This window comes from Nitratireductor mangrovi (assembly GCF_007922615.2).
In the GTDB taxonomy this organism is placed as follows: domain Bacteria; phylum Pseudomonadota; class Alphaproteobacteria; order Rhizobiales; family Rhizobiaceae; genus Mangrovimarina; species Mangrovimarina mangrovi.
The window spans coordinates 338,155-356,445 of the sequence record NZ_CP042301.2 but is presented as its reverse complement, the minus strand read 5'-3'; the positions used below and the strand labels follow the sequence as shown (position 1 = coordinate 356,445).

The window sequence follows — 18,291 nt, the reverse complement described above, 5'->3', positions numbered from 1 at the left end:
GAGTTCTGATGACTTCGATTGCGCATGTCGGCCACGGCTACTGGGGTCGCAACCTCGCCCGCAACTTTTCCGAACTCGGCAACCTCGCTGCCATCGTCGATCCGGATGCGGCGGTGGCCGAAGCGGCTGCCAACACCTACGGGGTCAAAGCCGCCTCGTTCGAGGCAATCCTGGCCGATCCGGCGATCGATGGCGTCTCCATCGCCTCGCCCGCCGGGCTGCACTTTGCCCAGGCAAAAGCAGCTCTTGAGGCCGGCAAGCATGTCTTTGTCGAAAAGCCGCTGGCACTCGATATCAACCAGGCCCAGGCGCTCGCGGAAATCGCCGAGTCGCGCGGCATGGCTCTGATGGTGGGCCACCTCCTGCAATATCATCCGGTATTCCTGCGCCTTCGCGAAATGGTTGCGGCGGGAGAACTCGGTCGGGTGCTGCACGTCTATTCGAACCGGCTTTCGCTCGGAAAGTTTCGAAGCGAGGAGAACGTTCTGTGGTCATTCGCACCGCATGACATTTCGATGATCCTCGGCTTGATGGGAACGGAACCGACTGAAATTTCGGCGCAGGGCAATGCCTGCTTCTCGTCGGACATCGCCGATGTGGTGACTGTGCAGATGCGCTTCCCGAACGGCGGCAGCGGCCATGTCCACGTCTCGTGGATGCATCCCTTCAAGGAGCATCGCCTGGTGGTCATCGGCAGCAAGGCGATGGCCGTCTTCGAGGACAGTCGCCCGGAATGGCAGGACAAGCTGCTGCTCTATCGCCACCGGGTCGACACCACCGGACCGGCCCCGGTACCGGACAAGGCGGAAGCCGAAAGGGTGCCGGTCGAGAAGGCCGAGCCGCTCAAGGAGGAATGCCGACACTTCCTGCACTGCATCGAGACAGGAACCTCGCCGCGAACAGACGGGCGCGAGGGACTGGCCGTCCTGCGTGTTCTGAACGCCGCCCAGGACGCACTCGCTGGCAATCTGGGCGCCGCGCAGGGCCTTCAGGGATCGATGGCATGAGCGCGACGAAGCCGCCCTTTGTTCATGAAAGCGCCTATGTCGATGAAGGCGCCACCCTGGGGCAGGGCACGAAGGTCTGGCACTTCAGTCATATCCTGCCCGGCACTCGGCTCGGCGAGAACTGTTCGGTGGGGCAGAACGTCATGATCGGCCCCGACGTTGCCGTCGGCGACAACTGCAAGATTCAGAACAACGTGTCGCTCTACAAGGGCGTCGAGCTGGAGGATGGCGTGTTTTGTGGCCCGTCCTGCGTGTTCACCAACGTCGTCAATCCACGGGCCGACGTGGAACGCAAGGACGAGTTCCGCAGGACGCTTGTTCGCCGCGGGGCGACGATCGGAGCCAACGCCACGATCGTGTGCGGAAACGAACTCGGCGAATATTGTCTGATCGCCGCCGGAGCGGTTGTCACCAAGCCGGTGCCCGCTTTCGCCCTGATGGCGGGGGTGCCTGCCCGACGCATCGGTTGGGTCTCGCAGGCGGGCGAGATACTGGACGAAAGACTTACCTGCCCACGCACGGGCGAGCGCTATGAAGCCGATGGCGAGACGCTTAAGCGGCTTGCCGCCACCAGCGACTAACCCAGGGCTGTCGCGCACGGCCGATGCATAGCGGTCTAATCTGAATCAGTTCCTTGATCACGAGCACATGACCTTGCAATACGATGCGGCGCGACGATTGAGTACGGCGATCGAGCGTAAGCCGGTATTGCCACCTCGCGAACGTCTGCAGAGAATTTTTCGATGAGGCAATGAAGAGGTGATACTAAGCGGCGCCTTCTCCGCGCCCGATGAAAGGTTCCTGGGACGTTCGACGGAGTCGTGGCTGGTGTCCTGCTGTATCGTCGATCTAGACCACCTTGCTGCTGGCCCGCACTCATCGGCCGCATTTCTGGAACCCGCCTTCCATTGCGCCATTTTGTGCAAGAAGATTGATGATGTCATCTACGTTGCGCTTGATGGATGCGGTCACTAATGGTGCGTCCATTGCCAACTTTGATCTGAGGATTCGCATGCGCTCGATTGTTTCCCTTGTCGCCCTGCTCGCGGCCACGGCGGCTTACGGCCAGGAATGGGACCATTCCGCTACCTGCAGGGTCAGTCTAAAGGCGGACCCCACAGTCGAACTTTATCTCATCGGTGGTACTGACGAATCCGACGAGGTCACGTTGCGCCGGCAGATTCGCCTCGTATCGCAGGAACCGCTACTGAAGGCCGGAGAAACGACCGAAATGAGTGTCCAAATACCCGGCCAGATCCAGGCCGCCTTCCCTGCAACGGCGAGTTCGCGCGGAAGCACTCACCAGCTGGTCGCGGCCGTTCCCGACGAAGTCGATTTGTTCCCCGCCATCTCGCGGGGGTACAAGATGGAGATATCAATCTCCTCCCCGTCTCCGTCGGTGTTCAGCTATGAACTTGCGGGTTCCGCGGCCGCGGTCAAACATTTGTCGAGATGCATCCTCGAGTAGGGTGGCGGTTCACCGCGAGCCGGCGCGCAGGCGCCCCACTATTCGTGCGCCACGCGCAATCCAGGAATCGACCTAGCAAAAGACTAGCCTAGGCGAGCTTCATGGACCTGGATCAGGCCCTTGTCACGTTGTCAGCCGGCTCGCGGTACTTGCCGCGCGTATCGACGATCAGCTGGGCGTGGCGGAGTATCAGGTCGTAGTCGAAGTCGGAATGGTCCGTCAGAAGTACCGCGCAATCGTAGGAGGTGAGAACATCCGGCGTCAGGTCGACCGACTTCAGGTCGAACTTGTGCTCACGCATCTTCGGAAACACCGGCACGTTCGGGTCCGAATAGTCGACGAGCGCACCCCGGTCACGCAGGATTTCCATCACCGTCACCGACGGTGACTCGCGCATGTCGTCCACGTCGCGCTTGTAGGCAATGCCGAGGGCAAGGATGCGACTCCCCTTGAGCGATTTCCGGCGATCGTTCAAGGCTCCGGCGATCTTGTCGACCACCCATTCGGGCATGTCCCGGTTGACCTCGCCGGCAAGCTCGATGAAGTGCGTGTTGAGACCGTACTCGCGGGCTTTCCAGGTGAGGTAGAACGGATCGATCGGGATGCAGTGTCCGCCGATCCCGGGCCCGGGGTAATAGGGCGTAAAGCCGAACGGCTTTGTCGCCGCGGCATCGATCACCTCGTAGATGTCGATCCCCATCCGGTCGGCGATCACCTTCATCTCGTTGACAAGCCCGATGTTGACCGAGCGATGGATGTTCTCCAGCAGCTTGACCAGTTCGGCGACCTCGGTCGAGGAGACCGCGACCACCCGGTCAACCGCTGCGCCGTAGAGCGTCTCGCCGGCCTTTCGGCAGGCGGGCGTCGAACCTCCGACGACCTTGGGTATCGACTGGGTGTTGAAGTTCGGGTTACCGGGGTCCTCGCGCTCCGGCGAATAGACCAGGAAAAAGTCCTCGCCAATGCGAAAGCCCCGTCCCTCGATGAAGGGCCGCAACACCTGTTCGGTGGTGCCCGGCCAGGTTGTGCTTTCAAGTGAGAGCAGCTGGCCGGCGCGCAGATGCGGCGTGATCGTCTCCATCGTGGCAACGATGAAGGAAAGGTCCGGCTCCCTGTGCTTGCTCAGAGGCGTCGGAACGCAAATGATGATGGAGTCGACCTCGGCGACGCGGGAAAAGTCGGCGGTTGCCTGGAACCCCTTCGCGACCATGTCGGCGATTTCGCTCCCGGCGATGTGCTTGATCGGGCTCCTGCCGCTATTGAGCGCGGCCACCCGATCCGCGTCGATGTCGAAGCCGATGACCGGAAAGCCCGTCTCGTGGAAACGTAGCGCAAGCGGAATGCCAACGTAGCCAAGGCCGACGATGCCGATCGTCGGGTGTGATGCGGCCGGTTTCTCAGCAGGCATAAGGCAAGGCTCCGGAGATGAGGGAAAGGCAGGCGCAGTGGGCGTTTAGCGGCATTTTACACGCACGGCAAGCACGCGCCCGCCCTTAGCCCCGCTCCCGACAGAAGTCAGCCGAGGAGGGTTGCAAAGCACTTCTGGATATCATAGCAGAAGGTCGACCTGCGCCGGAGTATTTCACCTTCCAAGGTTCCGGTTTGCCAGACCAGAGGCTCCTCCACATGTCCATTCCTTTCATCGATCTTGCGGCCCAGCAGGCGCGCATTCGCCCGTCCCTCGACCAGGCGATTTCGCGCGTTCTCGACACCGGCAAATACATCCTTGGACCGGAAGTGGCGGAGCTTGAGGCCAAGCTGTCCGAATTCTGCGGCGCCAGGCATACGATCACCTGCGCCAACGGCACGGATGCGCTGCAACTGGCGCTGATGGCGCTCGGCATCGGGTCGGGGGATGCCGTGTTCCTGCCCTCCTTCACCTTCGCGGCGACGGCCGAGGTCGTGCCGCTGGTCAACGCCACGCCGGTTTTCGTCGAAGTTCTGCCAGACACATTCAACATGGATCCGGAGAGCCTGAAGCGCACGATCGCCCACGCCCGTGAGCTTGGGCTCAAGCCTGCCTGTGTGATTCCCGTTGACCTGTTCGGGCTCTCGGCCGACTACGACAGCATCATTGCGGTCGCTCGCGAGAACGGCATGAAGGTGATCGGAGACAGTGCCCAGGGGTTCGGTGCCACCTATCATGGCCGTGTCACCGGCTCGATCTGCGATATCACCACCACATCATTCTTTCCGGCCAAGCCGCTGGGCTGCTATGGCGACGGGGGGGCGGTTTTCACCAATGACGACGAGCTGGCGGTGCTGCTCGACTCCCTGCGTGTGCATGGGAAGGGCTCGCACAAATACTTCAACGAGCGGATCGGCGTAAACAGCCGCCTCGACACCCTGCAGGCAGCCATCCTGCTCGAGAAGCTGGCGATCTACGCCGACGAGATCGAGGCTCGCCAGGACGTGGCAGCCCGCTACTCGAAGGCCCTCGCCGGGAGCTTCGAGGTTCCGCACATTCCTGACGGACTGAAGAGCGTCTGGGCGCAGTACACTCTCAAGACGGCCTCGAAGCAGGCGCGCGCCGAACTTCAGGAGAAAGCGCAGAAGGCTGGCATTCCAACGGTCATCTATTACCCGGTGCCGCTTCATCGCCAGCGGGCCTACGACAATTACCCGTCCGACCCTGCCGGCATGAATGTGACAGACGATCTCGCCGATCGTGTCCTCAGCCTGCCGATGCACCCTTACCTGAGTTCACAGGTACAACAGCGCATCGTCGAGGATCTGCTGGCCTAGTTCGATCTCGCCCTGAGTAGGGTCGCGCCGTCCGGCACTGTCCTCCTGTGTCGAGCCAGCCGAACGGCTGGAATCGGCGTAGCGGCCAACTGTCATTCTGCCGCTCCACGATTGCGGTTAGCTGGGACAGCAAGCCGATGGCCCGTCACGTTGACTTCCAACGCCTCAGATGCGTTGGCCCGCCGCCAACCTTGTGCCGGTACCAACGAGAGAAGACGTGCGCCTGTCTTGGGCAATGACCCGCCCAGCCATCAGGGCCGGGCACGGTCTCGGACGTCAGGCCACCACTTCTTCGGAGCGCCGCGAGGCAATAGCCGACCAGATCAGCACGACCACAACCGAAAGCAGGAAACCGACGATGGTTCCGACACCGACGATGAGCACGCTTCGCGGTGAGACAAGCGAGCCGGTGATCTCCGGGCTGGCGACAGGAACGTAGAGCTCGCCGAGCTGTGTCTGGATGCGTTGCCGTGCCCGATCCAAAAGCTCCAGATAATTCTGGCTCAGTTCCTTGAGTTCATCTTCCGCAGCACTCTTGAACGACGCGCTTTTGGGAAGTTCGAAGTCAACGCCCACCGATTCAAGCTCTCGCTGGAGCGCCGAGACCTCGAACGCCAATTGCTGCCTCTGCCGCAATATCTCCTGGACAAAGGTGGTCTGCGAGGCCCGTTCGGCGAGATCGACGATCGCGCCCAGGCCCGATTCACCGAGTTGGACCGAATCGCGCTCGCCGGCCCCGGGTTGGTCTGGAACCCCTGCCGGGCGGCCGGCCTTCTGCAACTCACGCAACTCCTCGAGGCTCTGGTCGTAGGTCGCGATGCGCCTTCGCAGGTCCTGAATCTGAAGCCGGATATCCTCGAGATAGACGGCCCCGATGCCATCATCGTCGACAATGCCGCCCGTCATGAGCGCGTTGAAGTAGAGCGTGCGAAAGCGTTTCAGTTCCTCGGCGAGATCGGTCACCGAAACCCCGCCATCGGTTTGAAGCAGGGACAAGCGGTTGTCGCCCTCCATGACGCTAAGGCCCCGCTCGATCGCTCTCAGGCGCTGGTTTGCCACCAGGATGCCGCCGGTTTCCTCGAGGGACTCGACAGTGCGCGCGACGGAGGCGTTGGCCAGCCGCTGATCATCGAAAATGCGAAACTGCGTCGAATAGACCTGAGCCCAGATCTCCGGGATGGCACGCGCGATAGCGATGCCGACCGTACCGTCCACTCCCATCGGCGTGAAGTTGACATCGATCCTGATGGCCGAACTCATGGCGTCAGCCAGTTCGCGGCGATAGTCCGCGTTGATGGCTTCGATCTCGGCGATCGAAAGATTGTTCGCCGAAAGGCGGCGGTCATATTCCTCGTTGATCCCCGCGGTCGAAGGACTGGCATAGGAGACCACGATGTGATCGCGCAATACAACGCTCGACGGGATCTGGAACTGCTGGCGGAGCCGCGAGAGCACTTCAGGGGCCAGGAGGTTCTGCGGCGAAAAGGCAGTTCCGTTCGGATAGCGACCGTTGTCCACGCCACGCAGCTCGATGTAGTACGAAGCGGGCCGATTGACCTGCACGGCGGAAGCTACCACGTAGACGATCGAAATCGTCGCGGCCATGGCGGTGAACAATATTATGATGCCGCGCCCACGCCACAGACTTACGATGATGTCCGTCAGCGAGATTTCGTCGTCTTCGCGTATTTCGTTTACCATTCTTCTTTCCGGCTATCTGGCGTCGGATTGTACGAGCGTACCGATCCCCGCGGCCGCGCGTCAAAGAAACTCCTCATAGGACCGGCCCGACGGCATAGTCAAACGGTTTCCTAGCGGGCCTTGCTTGGCACATTGTCACGTGCGCGGCCGAGTTCTTGGTGACAGAACCGGGGCACATCCGCGGAGCTCAGCGCCCGGGCTCGCTTCCATTCGTCACAGCGCCCCGAGTGCACCGGCCTCGGCCCTGCAGATAAGTCACTCGGCACCATTGGGGCGCCCGACGCTGAAATAGGAAAAGCCGAAGCGTTCGACCTCATGCCGCCGGTAAATGTTCCTCAGATCGACAAAAACTGGGCCCCTCATCAGCCGGCTGAGTTGTTCGAGGTCAAGTGAGCGGAACTCATTCCACTCTGTGACGATCACCAGACAATCCGCTTCTTCGGCGGCCTTGTAGGCCGTGTCGGCATAATCGATCGGCGGGAGAACGGAACGCGCCGCCTCAATCCCTGCCGGGTCATAGCCGACGACCTCCGCGCCGGCATCCAGCAACGCCTGCACGATAACGATCGACGGCGATTCACGCATATCGTCGGTGTTCGGCTTGAACGTCAGGCCGAGGACCGCGATCCTCTTGCCGCGCACGTCGCCGCCGCAGGCGGCCACCACCTTGCGTGCCATCGCGCGTTTGCGCTGGTCGTTGACTGCGATCGTCGTCTCGACGAGGCGCAGTGGCGCTTCGAAGTCCTGGCCAATCTTGGCGAAGGCGAGCGTATCCTTCGGAAAACACGATCCACCGAAACCCGGTCCCGCGTTCAGGAATTTCGGCCCGATCCTGCCATCCAGTCCGATCCCCCGGGCGACTTCCTGGACATTCGCTCCCGTACGCTCGCAAAGGTCGGCAATCTCGTTGATGAAGGTGATCTTCATCGCGAGGAAGGCATTCGCCGCGTATTTGATCAGCTCGGCGGTTCGGCGCGTGGTGAACACCAGAGGCGCGTCATTCAGATAGAGCGGCCGGTATACCTCCGCCAAGAGTTCCCGGGTCCTGTCGTCCTCCGCCCCGATCACGATGCGATCGGGCCGCTTGAAGTCCTCGATGGCAGACCCTTCCCTCAGGAACTCGGGATTTGATGCCACCGCGACATCGGCGCCGGGGTTTTCCTCGCGCAGGATGCGATCCACTTCATCGCCTGTGCCGATCGGCACGGTAGATTTGGTCGCCACAACGGTGAAACCGCTGAGTGATTGCGCGATCATCCGCGCTGCCGCGTAGACGAAAGTGAGATCCGCGAAGCCGTCGCCCCGCCGCGACGGCGTGCCGACCGCGATAAAGACCACGTCTGCGTCCGCCACGGCCTCAGCGAGATGATGCGTGAAGAAGAGCCTCCCGGCGGTCACATTTTCCGCCACCACCCGATCGAGCCCTGGTTCGAAGATCGGGATCTCCGCGCGGCGAAGACTCGCGATCTTTTGCTCGTCCACGTCGAAACACGTGACGCGGTGGCCGAAATCGGCAAGGCAAGCGCCGCTCACCAGACCAACATAGCCGGCTCCGATCATTGCGATGTTCATGCTTTTCCCACCACGGCCGGGGCAAAACGGTACGATGCCGGATGGTATACGCGCCTACATCGCAATGGCCTGTTTACATGCGGGCGGTCGAGAATCAAGCTAGGCGGCGGCATGCGGACACGGGCGAACAACACCTCTTAAAGGTCGTTTCTTGCCCCTGCGGCGCGCCGACTACATGACTTTCAACACTGTTGTGAACGGGAGGAAGCAGAGCCGGGCGCCGCTCGAAACCACGAGACACGATGAGGGCACGCCGGGGCCAAGACGGGCCGGAAAAGCTGACAAGGGTCGAGCATCCGGCCCGACCCGCCGTCATTCGCTCTTCAACAAAAGAACACCTGGCCGCGCTCCGTTGAACGGAGCGCACTATCGGGGCCTCGAGCGCTCCGGAATCTCGCTTCCCTACGCGAGCCAAACCACCAGCACGGTTACGACCGCGCTGCAGAGTATGCCCATGAGGATCACCCTGAGATCAGAGAGTCGGGGCGGGAAAGCACCGGTAGCTTCCAGATCATGTCCGCTATTCGCCATACGTATGCTCCTCTTGCATGGAGTTCGGCACAGCCTCAGCTCACGAGAACCATCTGCAGACTAGACGCTAAAAATCCCTGTTGTCGTTAACACCTCGATATTCGGACGGAGGCTTGCGTCTGATATCGAAAAGTCTTTCAAGCGGGTCGAAGAACTCCGCAGCCGACGTTTCAGAAGCCGGTAAAGTATCCGTCTCCCTGTTCGTCTGCCTGTTGTCCACCAAGACCCCACCCTACTTCTTCTACTCCGTTGAAATCATACACCCGCGCTCCAATCGGAGCAAGCGTCGCGAGAATCAACACCATTAGCAGTAGAAGACGGAGGTAACGGGTGCAACCCTATTGGGTAGCGTTGTCTGCCGCCTTCAGGCTTTCGATCTCCGCCTTGAGCTTGACGATGAGCCGTTGAGCCTCGCGAAGGGTCTGATCATACAGTTGCAGGCGTTCCTCGGTGATTCTCAGGCGGATCTCGGTAGCGCTTCCCGTATCCCGGTACTGGTCGGCCTTAATGCCGACCAGCAACAGAGCGACCAGTAGGCACCCTATCACGACAGTCGGGTCGTAGAAGACTTTAGGGAGTTTGTTCATCGCTCTTCCTTTTTTCTTGCGGTCACCCTGGCACGGCCTCAAGGGCGCCTGCGGCGACCGCACTGCACACGGCTGCGCAACCTTCACGCCGACCGTGGCGAATTTTGAGCATGACAGCATGCGTATCCGAGCGGAGCCTGTTGTTCGCGGACGCTTGGAACGACGGGATGAGCCGCGTCAAGACTTCACGCCAGCAGATTGCCGGCTCCACGACGATCGTTCCGGCTCAGGCCGCACCACGGACTTCGTCCGTTATGCGAGCCAGAACAGGATCGCCATGACGATCGCGCCGCAAACCACGGCCATGACAATGACGCGGATATCATGAAGCGGCGGGAAGGAGCCCGTCGTATCCGCTTGGCGCCGGCGTTTCACCGTTGGCATGATCACCTCTTGATCGAAAGTGGTACAAACTCAGCGCACGACAATTCAAACCAAGCGGCTGACGAGGTTTCGGCAACCACCATCGCGGCCACCCGCCCTTCCATCCGGAAATTCGCGGGCACCTTAAAGATTTGCGAGTCGCGGAAAAAATCGCATGGCAAACCGGAGCAGCGCGAACCAAGTATCCGCGACCCGCTGCTCTTGCGCGTTGACCATCACGATATCCACCCCACCAAATCAACCCCGACAATACTTTATTCGGGCCGACCTCGAAGAGCAAGTACGGTATGTTGGAGAAAGTTAGTTGGTGTTTGACTCGCTGTGGCGATTAACTGCCACAATCAGCGGTTCCGGGTTAACCGCCAGCGCCAGCGGCGCGTTGATCAACATCCGCTCGTCTCGGGGCCGAGTTCCTTTACGGCAGAAAGGTGGCTGCCGATACGGCAGCGGTTTCTCCGGCTCAACGCGATGGCTGCGTCGCCGACCACTGCCGCAAGTAATATGCGAAGAAACCGAACCCGCCGACGACCAGCATGTAGCTTTCGCCGATCGCCAGCCGGATATTGGAGTTGGAGGTCATCGTCACCAGGAAAAACACGAACGAAAGCATCAGGAACAGATAAAGCTTACGCTCGACCAATCCCTCTATCGTGGCTCTGCGCATCTGGTAGAGGCACCAACCGAACAGAATCGCGTAGAAGATGAGGCCCACGATGCCGAACCGGATCGCGATCTCCAGATAGCTGTTATGCATCAGTTCGAAGCCGATATCGGCAAAACGGGTTTGCTCCCAGAGGTTTTCCCAATAGATGCCCTGGCCGAAAAGCCAGTCGAGCCGCCATATCGACATCGCGTTCCACCAGATGCGCATGCGTTCATCGAACGTCGATGGCAGAGCCCCGGATTCGATCTTGTTCAGCACCACCTCACGGACTGGTCCTCCCGAAAACAGTTCTACGATCAGCGCCCAGGCGCTGGCCATTTCATTGCCGATCAGGTGCTCGATCCTGGCTCCGAAAACGAGAGCCATTGTGAGGATGGCGACGATGCCCGCAACGGTCAGCAGAAGGCGTGTGGTTCCCCTGGTTTCGGTCCAGACCGCGAAGCAGGCCAAGGGCAGCGCCGCCAGCAGGGCGATCCAGACGCCTTTGGATGCCGCAACAACGATGCCGAGGAGAGCAAACAGCGAGACCGCCAGTAGGAGGAAAAGTTGCTGCCAATACAACGGCAATTCGCGGGGGCGCCGGTCCAGCAGCCACAGCAGGTGGCAAAAGGCGGCGATGAGGATGAACCCCGCGCCGATGGAGGCGTGGATCAGGTTGTTGTGGAAGAGAAACTCTACCCGCGTGTTCTCGTTGTCCAACATTCCACTCAGTTGAACCGTGGCTAAGAGCGTCACCAGACTGATGACGAAGAACGGCAGCAAGAGGCGCTGCAAACGGTTTCGATAAAGGAAAAAGATGTAACCAACGGTCAGATAGGCGCCGGTGAACATATAGACACCTTCCGCCGAGCCGCCCGTCGAGTCAGGCTGGATATGCTCGACCCAGAGGTATCGGAGCGCGACATGAACCGGCCAGAGCAGGCAGGCCCAGCCGATCGGTCCGATCATCGGGAAGAAGTCCTGACGAAGGAAATAAGTCGTCAGCCCAACGGCGACCAGCGGAATCAGGACGTAGCGATAGAGGTCGGTTTCCACCCACACCGTCGACACGAGCACCAGCGTGCATAGCAACACGACCAGTTCGGCCATGCGGGTACGGTGCAGCGGCGCGCGGGAGGCGCCTTCCGGCGTCTTGGAAATCAATGGGAGGCCTCGAGTGCATACGCGACCCGGCGCAGGAGATCCCCTGTACGAAACACAAGGGCACCGATGCGCCGCCAGGGCAACGGTTTGGTTTCCGCATAGCGGGCATCGATGGTGGTAGCGGGACGATAGGGCCCGAACTCGACCAGTCCCTTCTCGGTCGTATAGGTAGGCACGCCGGTCGCCCAGCCCCGTTCGAGCGCGACATCCCAGGGAAGCCACATCGTCGACAAGGTCTGCAGGAGGCGCGTCGCGCCGTCGCGGGTGACCAGATAACACGCCGCCGAGGCCTGCGGCCCGTGGAGGCATCGGCCAAACACGTCCCCCCTGGCGGAAACGCCGCTGCGGCGAAAACCCGTGGTGCGATGGTTCACCAGCTTGACGACGCCGGCATGCGGCGCCGCTTCGACGATAGCCCGCGCCCGCTCCGGCAATTCCGGGTTCAGCAGGATGTCGTCCTCGGCGATGATCGCAAGGTCCAAGCCCTCCTCGACCACCCGCGAAAGCGCCCGCAGGTGCGACCGGTAGCATCCGTATTCGCCCGGCCCGAGGGTTCGTCCATTTGCGCGGCGGGCCAGTGCCGGATCGAAATCCTGCCACTCGGCGGCAGGCACCCGGTGGCCATCGACCGCCTCTACTCGCCTGAGGTCGAGACCCTCGCCCGAAGCACTGATGGCAGCCCACCGATCCCTGGACCGCTCCAGATTGATGATAAATACCGGAATCATTCGTACCGACTTGTCGGGCCAGCACCCGTCGCGGCGCGAGCCATGCGCGAGCAATATGTTTCCCCGCGCCTCAGCGCAAGCTGGTGCGACCAGGCGGGATGGAACCGCTGCATCAGGGCACGGCCGCGGCTACAGGAGTGTCCCTGGCCGCCACTGCCTCGCGCACCGCGCCGGCAATGCGGGACTGGTCGGCCTCACCCAGATAGGGGTGCATCGGCAGGCACAGGACCGAGCGGCTCGCCGCCTCGGACGCAGCAAGCCCGGTCGGGCTGCGTTCGAAGGAATCATAGGCCGGCTGAAGATGAAGCGGCTTCTCGTAATAGACCATCGACGGGATGCCGCTTGCCGTCAGATGCGTCCGGATATCGTCGCGACGGTCCGACTTGATCGTGTACTGCGCCCATGCGGAGCGGAAGCCCGAGGGCACGACGGGCGTCTTCACGACATCGCCGAGCAACGCGTTATAGCGCTCCGCGACCGCCTGGCGCCGATCCATCTCGTCGGGCAGGATCGTCAGCTTCTGGATCAGTATCGCGGCTTGCAGCGTATCGAGCCGCGAGTTGAGCCCGATGCGCACATTGTCGTATTGGCTCTTGCCCTTGCCGTGAAACGCGATCGACCGCAGGATTTCCGCGAGGGCAGCGTCGTTGGTCAGCATCGCACCGCCGTCGCCGTAACAACCCAGCGGCTTGGCCGGGTAAAAGCTGGTCCCCGCCACATCGCCGAATGCGCCGCAGCGATGGTTGGCGAATTGACCACCGATCGACTGCGCGGCGTCCTCGATGATCGTCAGGCCGGCACGCTCCGCTATTGCCTGGAGGGCGCCATAGTCCGCCGAAAGTCCAAACAGGTCGACGGGAATGATAGCCTTCGGGTTGAGTAGGCCGGCGCGGTTGACATGATCGATCGCCGCCTCAAGGCTTTGCGGCGACATGTTGTAGCTGACCGGGTCAATGTCGACGAAAACCGGTTCGGCGCCCGCCAGCACGACGACCTCGGCTGTCGCCGCGAAGGTGAAGCTGGGACAGAACACGGCGTCGCCGGGGCCGATGCCCAGCGCCATCAGGGGTACCAGCAACGCGTCGGTGCCGTTTGCGCAAGCGACGACATGCTCGACGCCGACATAGTCGGCGAGCGCCTTCTCGAACTCGGCGACCTCGGGCCCGTGGATGTAGCGGCCTTCGGCGATCACCTTGGCGATCGCCGCCTCCAGGGGCTTCTTTATGCGCTCGCGTTGCGAGGCGAGGTCGACGAACTGCATACGGTTTGTTGTCCAAAGCTGGCGCGATCGGATATCCGGGCTGATAGAAGCCGTTTTGCGCCTTGGCAAGCGCGACGCGATTTCATTTCGGCGCAGCCGGTAACAGACGGTGAACGGCAAGCCGTGAGCACGGGCCGCCGCCGTTCGACACGATGCCGTCGAAATCGCGGTGTCGAATGGTTCGCCGACCCGGAGATGTCCTTGAACGCACGCACCCTCATCACGCTACTTTCCGGACTGCTGTGCGCCTGCACCAGCATCTCCAGCGGCCTCGACGCCGAAGTCGTCTCCTCCATGCATTACGATCGGCTGCGATGCGAAGAACTCGTGGCCCGGCGCAATTCGCTGGCCGCCCGCCACGGCGAGCCCGAACTGCTGAAAGGCGGCGACAAGCCTGGAGGACGGTCGGCCATGCTGCCGCCCGGACTCGGCACATTGCTGCCCGACGCGCGAAGCAGCGACACCAAGGAGCGACGCAAGGCGCTTGGCGAGATCGAGGCCATGGACCGTTCGATAAAGCGCCGCGACTGCACCGGCGCACAGTGAGTTCCCGCTATCGGGCCGTTCATCACGCTCCACGCAAAAGCGTGGCCGTCGCTTGCCATTTCGTCGAAGGCGGCCTAGAACAAATCAGGAACGATTTGGAGTGGCTGTGATGAAGCAGGACGGCAAGCTCGACTATCTCGAGATGGGCGCGGGCGGCGGGTCGATCGACAGCGTCAAGGCCTTCTACAGCGCGGCATTCGGCTGGACCTTCACCGACTACGGACCGTCCTACTCGGCCTATTCGGAAGGGCTGGACGGCGGATTCGACGGCGATGTGGCCGCTACGACAAAACCACTGCCAGTGCTGTTTTCGGAAAACCTGGAGAAATCGCTCGACGCGGTGACCGAGGCCGGCGGCAAGATCGTGAAGCCGATCTTCTCGTTCCCCGGGGGCCGGCGCTTCCACTTCACAGACCCCGCCGGCAACGAACTCGCGGTGTGGGGGGAATAGCGCCTCAGGTAGCTAGGAAAGTCAGCTTGCCTCGCGGATCTGCTCGGCGGTCTGTAGGTCGACGGAAACCAGCTGGCTGACGCCCTGTTCGGCCATGGTGACGCCGAACAGCCGGTTCATGCGTGCCATGGTGATGGGATTGTGGGTGATGATGACGAAGCGCGTGTGCGTGGTCGCCGCCATCTCGTCCATCAGGTTGCAGAAGCGTTCGACGTTGTGATCGTCGAGCGGCGCGTCGACCTCGTCGAGCACGCAGATCGGGGCCGGATTGGTCAGGAACACCGCGAAGATCAGCGCCATGGCGGTGAGCGCCTGCTCGCCGCCCGAAAGCAGCGTCATCGTCTGCGGTTTCTTGCCGGGCGGCCGGGCGAGGATTTCGAGGCCGGCCTCGAGCGGATCCTCGGATTCGACCAGTTGCAGTTCCGCTGTGCCACCGCCGAACAGATGGGTGAACAGCCGCTGGAACTGGGCGTTGACCCGGTCGAAGGCCTCGAGCAGGCGCTCGCGTCCTTCCCGGTTGAGGCTCTGGATTGCCTGGCGCAGCTTCTTGATCGCCTCGATCACGTCCTCGCGCTCCGAAACGATGGTCTCCAGCCGCTCCGAAAGCTCGCGCTGCTCTTCCTCCGCGCGCAAATTGACGGCGCCGAGCCGCTCGCGGTCGACCCTGAGCCGGTCGAGCCGGCGCTCGACATCCGCCATGTCCGGCATCTTGTCGTCCGGGCCGAGCCCGGTATGGCGAATGACGAGGTGCGGCGCGATGCCGAGCGCCTCCTGGATACGGGCCTCCGCGTCGCGGCGGCGCTCGTCGGCAGCCGACAGCCGCTCTTCGGCGCGGCCGCGGGCCTCGCGGCTTTCCGACAGCGCCTGCAAGGCCTTGTTGGCCTCCCTGTCGAGGTTCGCCTGCTGCGTTTCCGCCGCTGCAAGGCGGTCGGCCGCGTCCTGGCGCTGCTTTTCGGTCTTGGCCAGCTCGCTCAAAAGCGCGCGCCGGCGCGCCTCGATGGCGTCGGGCGCCTCGGCGATCTGGTCGCGCTCGCTGGCCGCCTCCTGGCGCCGCTCGGCAAGCGCCGCCTTCTGGCGGTTGGCGTTTTCGGCCCGTGACAGCCAGGCCTGACGCTCGCTGGCGATGGCCGCCAGCCGACGCTGGCGTGCCTCTGCCTCGCGCTTCAGTCCGTCATTGACGGCCCGGGCGTCGGCTAGCGCCGAGCGGTCCTCGGCAACGGCGGTCGACTGGCGCTCGAAACGCGACTGGATGTCGGACGGGTCCGGCGCGCCCGCAAGCGCGGCCTCGGCCTCGGCCAGCGCCTGCTCTTCCTCGGCGCGGCTTTCCTCAAGGCCCTGCAATGTTTCTGCAAGGGACGTCCTGCGGGTGGCGAGTTCGCCGGCGGCCTTCTCGGCCTGCGCGAGTTCCTGGCGTGCCTCGCCGACGGCGCGCTGCGATACTCGCCACGCCTCGCGCGCATGGCGTTCCACCTCGACCATGGCGCGCACGGCTTCCTCGGCCTCGGCCAGGGCCTCGCTCGCCGTCGTCAGCCTTGCGGTCGCCGCCGAAATCTCCTGATCGAGTTCGGCCAGCCGGTTCTTCTGCGCCAGCCGCTGCGCAGCGGCCGTCGGCGCATCGGCGCTGGCGGTGAAGCCGTCCCAGCGCCACAACGCGCCCTCGCGGCTCACCAGCCGCTGCCCGGGCGCCAGCGCCTTCTGCAGCCGCGGGCCGTCGGCGTCCTCGACCACGCCGATCTGGGCCAGCCGGCGGGCGAGCTGGCGCGGCGCGCGCACGACGTCGATCAGCGGCCGCGCGCCATGGGGAAGCGCCGCATCGCCCTCGTCCGGCTCCATGTCGCCCCAATGCACGGGCGCGCCGCGATCGAGCGGAATGTCGAGGTCTTCGCCCAGCGCGGCACCGAGCGCCGTCTCGAAGCCGCGCTCGACGCGCACCTGCTCGAGCACGGCCGGAAACAGGCCCGACGCGCCGCTGTTGAGCACCTTGGCAAGCGTGTCTGCCTCCGCCTCGAGCCGCTGCTTCTCGGCCCGCGCCTGCTCGACCGGGGCCCGCAGGTCCTGCTCCGCCGCTCGTGCCTCGGCCACGCGCTTTTCGGCGGCGGCGGCCGCGGCCTCGGCTTCGGCAACATTGGCTTCGGCGCGCTCGACCAGGCTCTTCTTGGCGGCCGGGTCGGGCAATTCGGCCAGCCGGGCGGCAATCGCCTCGGCCTCGCGCGCCTTCTCCTCCAGCTGCCGTGCGAAGCGGTCGCGGCGTTCGCGATGCTCGCGCACCGCGCGCTCGTATTGGCTGCGCTGGGCCATCGCCTCGGCGCGCTCCGAGGTAATGGCGGACAACGCCGCTTCGCTGGCCTCCAGCCGCGCCGCCGCTTCCGCGAATGTGGCGCCGGCCTCGGCCTCGCGCTCGGACGAACCGGCCTGTTCGGCGTTGAGCGTTTCTTCCTCGCCGGTCAGCCGGGCCAGTGTCTCGGCATTGTCGCGCACCAGCCGCTCTTCGCGCTCGATGTCGGCGTCAAGCTGCGCGATGCGCCGGTCAAGCTCTTCCTGACGCGCCTGCAACCGCCGCGCTTCCTCGTCAAGTTGTGTACGCGCGATGGTCAGGCGCTGCAGTGCCGCTGCGGCCTTGGCTTCGCCGTCGCGCAATTCCGGCAGTCGCATCGCGCCGACGCCCTGCTCCTTGGCGGCGGTCATCTGCGCCTGGGCGCGCTCGCCCACCAGTGCGGTCGCCGCCGAAAGTGCTGACTGCGCCTCCGCCTCCTGCTCCTTGGCCTGGGCCCAGCGCAGATGCAGAAGCACCGCCTCGGCCTGCCTGATCTCGGCCGACAGGCTCTTGAAGCGCGAGGCCTGCCGCGCCTGCCTTCTCAGGCTCTCGATCTGGCTTTCCAGTTCGCCGACCACGTCGTCGAGCCGCTCGAGGTTCTGCTCGGCCGCACGCAGCCGCAGTTCCGCCTCATGCCGGCGCGAATGCAGCCCGGAAATGCCGGCCGCCTCCTCCAGCAGCGCCCGGCGCGCCTGCGGCTTGGCCTGGATCAGTTCGCCGATGCGGCCCTGGCCGACCATCGACGGCGAACGCGCCCCGGTCGACTGGTCAGCGAAAAGCAGTTGCACATCCTTGGCGCGCGCTTCCTTGCCGTTGATGCGGTAGACCGAGCCCGCCTCGCGCTCGATGCGGCGCGAGATCTGCAACTCGTCGACATCATTGTAGGCGGCCGGAGCGGAGCGGTCGGCATTGTCGAGGAAAAGCGTCACCTCGGCGGTGTTGCGCGCCGGCCTCGTGCCTGAACCGGAGAAGATGACGTCGTCCATGCCGGACGCGCGCATGTTCTTGTAGGAGTTCTCGCCCATGACCCAGCGCAGGGCCTCGACGAGGTTGGACTTGCCGCAGCCATTGGGCCCGACGACACCCGTCAACCCGCCTTCGATGACGAATTCGGACGGCTCGACGAAAGATTTGAAACCGAGAAGGCGCAGCCGGGAAAAGCGCATCAGGATGCGACCTCCCGGCCCGA

Annotated in this window: 15 protein-coding genes; 6 read left to right on the top strand and 9 right to left on the bottom strand. The window is 63.3% G+C overall.

Annotated features, from left to right (window positions below; translation table 11 throughout):
* Positions 1–8: 8 nt before the first annotated feature.
* The 3 genes from FQ775_RS01695 to FQ775_RS01685 all read left to right on the top strand — a co-directional run bounded on the left by FQ775_RS01695 (position 9) and on the right by FQ775_RS01685 (position 2,475).
* Entirely contained in the window at positions 9–1,007 is a 999-nt protein-coding gene (locus FQ775_RS01695) for a Gfo/Idh/MocA family protein (protein ID WP_146299188.1), read from the top strand.
* Complete coding sequence (locus tag FQ775_RS01690; RefSeq protein WP_146299187.1) at positions 1,004–1,588, top strand: acyltransferase; 585 nt, start codon at positions 1,004–1,006, stop codon at positions 1,586–1,588. Before FQ775_RS01695 ends, FQ775_RS01690 begins: the two co-directional genes overlap by 4 nt.
* Positions 1,589–1,941: 353 nt before the next feature.
* A complete protein-coding gene (locus FQ775_RS01685) occupies positions 1,942–2,475 on the top strand; it encodes a hypothetical protein (RefSeq protein WP_146299186.1) in 534 nt (177 codons plus the stop codon).
* A 112-nt stretch (positions 2,476–2,587) separates the two neighbouring features.
* Here the strand turns inward: FQ775_RS01685 and FQ775_RS01680 are convergent, their stop codons facing one another.
* Complete coding sequence (locus FQ775_RS01680) at positions 2,588–3,883, bottom strand: nucleotide sugar dehydrogenase (RefSeq protein WP_146299185.1); 1,296 nt, start codon at positions 3,881–3,883, stop codon at positions 2,588–2,590.
* A gap of 218 nt (positions 3,884–4,101) precedes the next feature.
* On the opposite strand from FQ775_RS01680, the gene FQ775_RS01675 reads away from it, so the two are divergent.
* Positions 4,102–5,220 carry a DegT/DnrJ/EryC1/StrS family aminotransferase gene (locus tag FQ775_RS01675; protein WP_146299184.1) on the top strand — a complete coding sequence of 373 codons (1,119 nt, stop codon included), beginning with the start codon at positions 4,102–4,104 and terminating at the stop codon, positions 5,218–5,220.
* Positions 5,221–5,496: 276 nt separating this feature from the next.
* Here FQ775_RS01675 and FQ775_RS01670 read toward each other — a convergent pair whose 3' ends face one another.
* The 7 genes from FQ775_RS01670 to FQ775_RS01645 all read right to left on the bottom strand — a co-directional run bounded on the left by FQ775_RS01670 (position 5,497) and on the right by FQ775_RS01645 (position 13,791).
* Positions 5,497–6,921, bottom strand: coding sequence for a GumC domain-containing protein (locus FQ775_RS01670; RefSeq protein ID WP_146299183.1), 1,425 nt, complete (start codon positions 6,919–6,921; stop codon positions 5,497–5,499).
* 255 nt (positions 6,922–7,176) lie between these two features.
* On the bottom strand, positions 7,177–8,493 hold the full coding sequence (locus tag FQ775_RS01665) for a UDP-glucose dehydrogenase family protein (protein WP_146299182.1): 1,317 nt from the start codon (positions 8,491–8,493) through the stop codon (positions 7,177–7,179).
* A gap of 869 nt (positions 8,494–9,362) precedes the next feature.
* On the bottom strand, positions 9,363–9,611 hold the full coding sequence (locus tag FQ775_RS01660) for a hypothetical protein (RefSeq protein ID WP_146299181.1): 249 nt from the start codon (positions 9,609–9,611) through the stop codon (positions 9,363–9,365).
* Between the two features lie 252 nt (positions 9,612–9,863).
* The gene (locus tag FQ775_RS24095) at positions 9,864–9,995 is read right to left on the bottom strand and encodes a hypothetical protein (protein WP_256378205.1); all 132 of its coding nucleotides are present in this window, start codon (positions 9,993–9,995) and stop codon (positions 9,864–9,866) included.
* Positions 9,996–10,455: 460 nt separating this feature from the next.
* Positions 10,456–11,802, bottom strand: a complete 1,347-nt coding sequence (locus FQ775_RS01655) for an O-antigen ligase family protein (RefSeq protein WP_146299180.1) — start codon at positions 11,800–11,802, stop codon at positions 10,456–10,458.
* Positions 11,799–12,584 (bottom strand): glycosyltransferase family 25 protein, encoded by a 786-nt coding sequence (locus FQ775_RS01650; RefSeq protein WP_246730244.1) that lies wholly within the window; start codon positions 12,582–12,584, stop codon positions 11,799–11,801. Before FQ775_RS01650 ends, FQ775_RS01655 begins: the two co-directional genes overlap by 4 nt.
* A gap of 58 nt (positions 12,585–12,642) precedes the next feature.
* Positions 12,643–13,791 (bottom strand): DegT/DnrJ/EryC1/StrS family aminotransferase, encoded by a 1,149-nt coding sequence (locus tag FQ775_RS01645; RefSeq protein WP_146299178.1) that lies wholly within the window; start codon positions 13,789–13,791, stop codon positions 12,643–12,645.
* Between the two features lie 201 nt (positions 13,792–13,992).
* Here FQ775_RS01645 and FQ775_RS01640 point away from each other — a divergent pair, with 201 nt between their 5' ends.
* A complete protein-coding gene (locus FQ775_RS01640) occupies positions 13,993–14,337 on the top strand; it encodes a hypothetical protein (protein ID WP_146299177.1) in 345 nt (114 codons plus the stop codon).
* Between the two features lie 109 nt (positions 14,338–14,446).
* Positions 14,447–14,788: a VOC family protein gene (locus FQ775_RS01635; protein ID WP_146301897.1), complete on the top strand. Its 342-nt coding sequence runs from the start codon at positions 14,447–14,449 to the stop codon at positions 14,786–14,788.
* A 21-nt stretch (positions 14,789–14,809) separates the two neighbouring features.
* Here the strand turns inward: FQ775_RS01635 and smc are convergent, their stop codons facing one another.
* Positions 14,810–18,268, bottom strand: coding sequence for a chromosome segregation protein SMC (gene smc, locus FQ775_RS01630; RefSeq protein ID WP_146299176.1), 3,459 nt, complete (start codon positions 18,266–18,268; stop codon positions 14,810–14,812).
* Between the last annotated feature and the right edge of the window lie 23 nt (positions 18,269–18,291).